The organism is Streptomyces sp. NPDC054866 (assembly GCF_053610745.1).
In genome coordinates this window covers 952,670-958,964 of the sequence record NZ_JBSGZA010000004.1, presented here as the reverse complement: position 1 = coordinate 958,964, position 6,295 = coordinate 952,670, and the positions used below count along the sequence as shown (strand labels likewise).

Annotated in this window: 4 protein-coding genes; 3 read left to right on the top strand and 1 reads right to left on the bottom strand. The window is 69.4% G+C overall.

The window, feature by feature from the left end; translation table 11 throughout:
* On the top strand, positions 1 to 2,771 hold a 2,771-nt coding region (locus ACWGI2_RS24875; RefSeq protein ID WP_453697678.1), incomplete at its 5' end, for a type I polyketide synthase.
* Positions 2,772 to 2,867: 96 nt separating this feature from the next.
* Here the strand turns inward: ACWGI2_RS24875 and ACWGI2_RS24870 are convergent.
* The gene (locus ACWGI2_RS24870; RefSeq protein WP_453697676.1) at positions 2,868 to 4,265 is read right to left on the bottom strand and encodes an NAD(P)/FAD-dependent oxidoreductase; all 1,398 of its coding nucleotides are present in this window, start codon (positions 4,263 to 4,265) and stop codon (positions 2,868 to 2,870) included.
* Between the two features lie 218 nt (positions 4,266 to 4,483).
* On the opposite strand from ACWGI2_RS24870, the gene ACWGI2_RS24865 reads away from it, so the two are divergent.
* Both ACWGI2_RS24865 and ACWGI2_RS24860 read left to right on the top strand, forming a co-directional pair.
* Complete coding sequence (locus ACWGI2_RS24865) at positions 4,484 to 4,717, top strand: ferredoxin (RefSeq protein ID WP_160502945.1); 234 nt, start codon at positions 4,484 to 4,486, stop codon at positions 4,715 to 4,717.
* Positions 4,718 to 5,039: 322 nt separating this feature from the next.
* Positions 5,040 to 6,242 (top strand): cytochrome P450, encoded by a 1,203-nt coding sequence (locus ACWGI2_RS24860; RefSeq protein ID WP_453396495.1) that lies wholly within the window; start codon positions 5,040 to 5,042, stop codon positions 6,240 to 6,242.
* Positions 6,243 to 6,295: the final 53 nt, after the last annotated feature.

The following is a 6,295-nucleotide window of genomic DNA, read 5'->3' as shown; positions in this document are numbered from 1 at the left end:
TGCCCCAGCGGCAGACCACCCACATCAACCTCCCCACCTACCCCTTCCAACACCAGCCCTACTGGCTCCAGATACCCGCCCAGCTCACCGACGCCACCGACCTGGGCCTGACCACCACCGAACACCCCCTGCTCAGCACGGCAACACAACTCGCCGACACCCACACCACCGTCCTGTCCGGCCGCATCGGCCTCAAGACCCACCCCTGGCTGGCCGACCACGCAGTGTCCGGGACCGTCCTGCTGCCCGGAACGGCCCTGGTCGACCTGGCGCTTCACGCCGGAGACCACACCGGCGCCACCCACCTGGACGAACTCACCCTCCACGCACCCCTCACCCTGGACGACACCACCACCCGCGACCTCCAGATCACCGCCACCCCGGAGGCGAACGGCTGGCAGGTCACCATCCACTCCCGCCCGCACACCGACGCACCGGACGGCATCGACTCCGAGTGGACCTGCCACGCCACCGGCACCCTCACCACAACCCAGGAACCCGCCGAACCCCTCACCCAATGGCCACCCACTAACGCCACCCCTGTCGAGATCTCGGATCTGTACGAGCAACTGGCTGAAGCCGGCTACGAGTACGGGCCCACCTTCCAGGGCGTCACCTCGGTCTGGTCCCAGCCCGACGGCACCCTGCATGCCGAAGTCACCCTCCCCGAAGAGGCCGACCCGACCGGACACACCATCCACCCGGCCCTCCTCGACGCAACCCTCCACCCCCTCGCCACCCAGACCACATCAACCGGCGAGACCCAGCTGCCGTTCGCCTGGAACGGCGTCACCGTCCACGCCACCGACGCCACCCACCTACGCGTCACCCTCACCACCACAGGCAACGACATCACCATCCAAGCCTGGGACCCCACCGGCACACCCGTCACCACCATCAACACCCTCACTACCCGCCCCATCGACATCGCCACACTCCACAAGAACACCGGCACGGGAACCCGCAACAGCCTCTTCCACCTCACCTGGAAGCCCACCGAAGCAGGCACCACAGATGTCGACCCCAACGAAGTCGACATCTACCGGCCAGAGACGTATCCCCAGGACAATCCGCAGGCCGCACACGACGCAACCGAAGCGCTCCTCCACCACCTTCAGTCCTGGCTGGCCACCAACGACGCCACCAACCGACGCCTCGTCATCCTCACCCGGCACGCCATGGCGACAAGCTCTGCCGAGGACGTTCACCTCCCGCATGCACCCTTGTGGGGCCTGGTCCGCGCCGCCCAGAACGAAAACCCCGGCCGCATCCACCTCATCGACACCGACAACCCGGCCGCCGACACCTCATACGTGCAACAAGCCCTGGCCACCGGCGAACCCCAACTCGCCCACCGCAACGGCCAACTCCTCGCACCCCGCCTCACCCGCACCACCACAACAGCCGACTCCACCGTGCAGCCCCTCGACCCCGACGGCACCATCCTCATCACCGGCGGCACCGGAGGACTGGCCACCCTCACCGCCCAACACCTCATCACCACCCACGGCACAACCCACCTGCTCCTCGCCTCCCGCACCGCACCCCAACACACCGACCTGCAACACGAACTGGAAGCCCTCGGAGCCCAGGTCACCCTGGCGGCCTGCGACATCACCGATCCCCAAGCCGTCGAAGAACTGATCGCGTCGATCCCGCAGGAGCATCCGCTCACCGCGGTCATCCACACCGCCGGCACTCTGGACGACACCACCCTCACCGGCCTCACCCCCGACCGCCTCCACCCCGTCCTCGCCCCGAAGGTCGACGCAGCCTGGAACCTCCACCACGCCACCCAACACCTCAACCTCACCGCCTTCATCCTCTACTCCTCCGCCGCCGGCACCCTCGGCAACCCCGGCCAAGCCAACTACGCCGCCGCCAACACCTACCTCGACGCCCTCGCCCACCACCGCCACCACCACGGCCAACCCGCCACCAGCCTCGCCTGGGGCTACTGGAAACACACCACCAACCTCACCCACCACCTCACCGACACAAAACTCCGCAAAATCACCCACGGGACCCGGCCGCTGGAAACCGACCACGCCCTCCACCTGTTCGACACCGCACTAGCAGCACCTCAGCCATATCAGGTGTGCCTCCCCCTCAACCCCAACGCACTCCGCACCACCGAAACAACCCCCGCACTCCTCCACGACCTCACCCCGCACCCCACCCGACGCACCGCCGCCACAACCCCCACCACCAGCGGCTCCGCACTCTCCGAACGGCTGGCCGCACTGACCGAGCCGGCCGACAAACAACGCCTGATCCTCGAACTCGTCCGCACCCACATCGCCGCCGTCCTCGGCCACGGCCAGCCCAACAACGTAGACCCACAACGCCCCTTCAAAGACCTCGGCTTCGACTCCCTCACCGCCGTCGAACTCCGCAACCGCCTCACCAACGCCACCACACTCCGCCTCCCCGCCACCCTCATCTTCGACCACCCCACCCCACAAGCCCTCACCAGTCGGATCCTTCAGGAACTGGTGCCGGCGTCCGGCAGTGCCTCGCTGCGGGTGATCGAGGAACTGGACACGCTGGAGACGGAGTTGACGCGGCTGACGCCTGATGACGAGGACCGGGCGAGGATCACGCTGCGACTGCGGACGCTGCTGTCGAACTGGAACGACGCACGGCCGGCGGCGGCCGTGGATGTGGGAGACCAGATCCAGGAGTCGTCGACGGAGGAGATCTTCGACTTCATCGACCGGCAGCTGGGCCGGGCCGACGGTGCCGACGCCACCTCGTCCGCCGGTCACTGAACCGGCTCCTGACACGACGACGAACCGCCCCGGTGCCATCATCGGCACCGGGGCGGTTCGTCGTCGGCGGGGCGGTTCAGTGACCAGCGGGGTGACTTACCGCGCCCTCGTACTCCGCAGTACCGCCGCTTCCTCCGCGTTCAGCGGCGGCGCGTTCAGCGGCGGCCGTGCGGGGCCCTGTCGCAGGGCCGTGAAGAACTCGGGGGTCTCCAAGTGGGCGAGCGGTGCTGTCAGGGTGGTGACGGCCGTGAGGGCGTCGCACACGCGCTGGTTCACGAGCGACGCGCTGGTCACGAGGTCGGCGAAGCCCTGGCGTTGGGCGGCCTGGGTGGTCAGGCGCGGGTCGCTGACGTTGGCCCGGTTGTCGGGATAGCACAGGTCCTGGGAGGCGGAGAGCAGCCAGGGTGCGTCGGCGGCGGCCGCGACGGCCTGCTGGGCGGTCCGGGCCAGGCCCGGTTTGAGGCCGCCGGCGCGGCGGAGGCAGGTCTCCAGGGCGTGGGCGGAGCGGGCCGCGACGCTCATGCCGTGACCGTGGATGGGGTTGAGGGAGACGACGCAGTCGCCGAGTGCGACGAGTCCCTCGGGGTGCCGGGGCAGGCGGTCGAGGTGTAGTCGGCGGTTGAGGGTGCTGCGGGTGGTGCGGACGGGCGTGAGAGGTTCGGCGACCTCGATCAGGTCGGCGATCAGGGGGTGGCGCAGGGCGCGTGCGAACTCGGCGAACTGGTGCTCGTCGGTGGTCGGTTCGCCGCCTCGTGTGCCGGAGAGCGTGATGATCCACCGGCCGTCCTCGATGGGCAGGAGCAGGCCGTTGCGCCCTGGGCGGCCGGTGCGGTGGTCGGCGTAGACGCTGACGACCGGGAAGGGCCAGGGGGCGCCTGCGGGGGCGTGGAAGACGCGGGTGGCGTAGGTGAGTCCGGTGTCGACGCTCTCCTCGGTGACGGGTGGCAGGCCCAGTTTGACCAGCCAGTGCTTGAGGCGTGAGCCTCGGCCGGTGGCGTCGACGACTAGGTCGGCGGGGAGGTCTCGGGTGGTGCCGTCCTGGGTGCGGATGCGGGCGCCGGTGACGCGGTCGCGGTCGCCCAGCAGGTCCTGTGCCTCCGTGCCCTGTAGGACTTCGATACTCGGGTCGCTCAGTACGGCGTTCCGTACGGTCCGGTCGAGCAGGGGGCGGCTGCAGGTGAGGGCGTAGTGGGAGGACGGGAAGCGGTGCTGCCATCCGTAGGCGCTGTAGAGGACCATGTCCTGTTTGACGCCGACGCGGTGGGCTCCTGCGGCACGCAGGCTGTCGAGTGTGCCGGGCAGCAGGGCTTCGATGGCCTCGGCGCCGCCGGACCAGAGGATGTGTGCGTGGTGGCTCTGGGGGACGCCCTTGCGGGGTTCCGGTCGGTCCGGGTAGGTGTCGCGTTCGATCACGGTCACTTTGTCGACATGGTTGCGCAGGGCGCGGGCGGCCAGAAGGCCGGCGAGGCCGCCGCCGAGCACAACGCCATGCACTGTCTCCCGCTCACGTGGTGTTGCTTCGACCATCCCCGATCCGCCCTTTCTCGTGGTCCGGTACCGGGCGGTCGACGTATGCCGCCCGGCTCACCTTGCGGGGTGCGGCTTAGAGGCGACTTGCTGGTTTCTAAAGGCTTTCGCGGCTTCGTGAGGGACGGTCGAAGGCCTTACGCTACGGGCCTGTTCCGCAGGTCCGAGTCCGGAAGGATGCCTTCATGCGGGATTCGTCCATGCAGGTCGGAGTCGATGTGAACCGGTGTGTGGCGTCGGGCATGTGTGCGCTGCTCGCGCCCGGGGTCTTCGACCAGGAGGAGCGCACAGGCCAGGTGGTGCTGCTGGAGGAGCATCCGCCGACGGAGGACTGGGAGGCGGTGGAAGAGGCCGAGCGCTCGTGTCCGGGGCAGGTCATCCGCTTCCGTGAGGCGGCCGCGCGGGGCGAGAGCCGGTAGGCGGGCGCGGCCTGCTGCGGCGTTAAGGCGATCCAAGGGCGGCTTAAGCGGGCTGCCCGAGGCTGGGCGAGAAGGCGTGGACCGGTGTGGTTGGCGCCGCCGTCGCACAGCGGTGTTCCGCACGCGGCGTGGGCGTACCACCGTGCGCCGGCGCACGTGCTCCGCGCGGGCGCGGCGGGGTAGGGCGGGGCGCTGCGCTCCGTGTTTTCCCGTCATCGTCGTGCGGCGCGGCCCGGCGTGCCCTGGCGTTGTGTCACCTGCCGGTTCCGCCCGCCGCGCCGGATTCGCCGGTCGTGGGAGCAGCCCGAGAAGGGAACGCTAGATGACGGACACGCTGTCCACGCCGCCGCGGCGGTTGCCGACCGAGCGCACGCGTCCACTGGATCCACCCGAGGAGCTGGGCCGGCTGCGTGAGGAGGAGCCGGTGAGTCCGCTGCTGTATCCGGACGGGCACGTGGGCTGGCTGGTGACCAGCCACGCCGCGGCCCGGAAGGTACTCAGCGATCAACGGTTCAGCGCTCGCGGCGACTTGAAGAAGGTGCCGTTCGAGCTGCCGTCGGGGGGCCGCCCGTGGGAGACGGTGCCGCCCGGTTTCTTCATGCACATGGACCCACCGGACCACACGAAGTACCGGCGTCTGCTCACCGGGCAGTTCACCGTGCGGCAGATGAAGGCGCTGGAGCCGCGTATCGCGCAGGTCACGGAGGAGCATCTGGACGCCATGGAGCGCCAGGGGCCGCCGACGGATCTGGTGCCGTCGTTCGCGCTGCCGATCCCGTCGCTGGTCATCTGCGAGCTGCTGGGCGTTCCGTACAGCGAGCGTCCGCGGTTCCAGGACCATTCGACGACGGTGATGCGGATCGGGTCGTCCCACGAGGAGGTGGCGGCGGCCTTCGCGGCGATCTACGGGTTGATCCACGAGCTGGTGCAGCTCAAGCACAAGGAGCCGGCGAACGATCTGCTGAGCGGTCTGATCGCCACCGGCGAGCTGGACGACGCGGAGCTGACCGGGGTCGGGATGCTGCTGCTGATGGCGGGGCACGAGACGACGGCGAGCATGCTGTCGCTGGGCACGTACGCGCTGCTGCGCCATCCCGATGAGCTGGCGCGGCTGCGGGAGGATCCGGGGCTGTTCGGCAATGCCGTCGAGGAGCTGATGCGGTATCTGACGATCGCGCAGTTCGGGGTGCCGCGTACGGCGCTGGAGGACGTCGAGCTGGAGGGCAAGCTGATCAAGGCCGGTGACGGGGTGACGGTGTCGCTCGCGGCGGTCAATCGTGATTCCGGGCGGTTCGAGGATCCGGACCGGCTGGACGTGGGGCGTTCCACCTCCGGGCACATGGCGTTCAGTTTTGGCATCCACCAGTGCATCGGGCAGCAGCTGGCGCGGGTGGAGATGCGGATCGCGTATTCGGCGCTGTTCCGGAGGTTCCCGGGGCTCCGGTTGGCGGTGGACGCGGACGAGGTGCCGCTGCGTTCGCAGGCGACGATGTACTCCGCGCAGCGGCTTCCGGTGACGTGGTGAGGCGGGCTGCGGGTGCCGGGCGCCTGGTGGGTCCGGTGCGTTCGGTGTGCCGG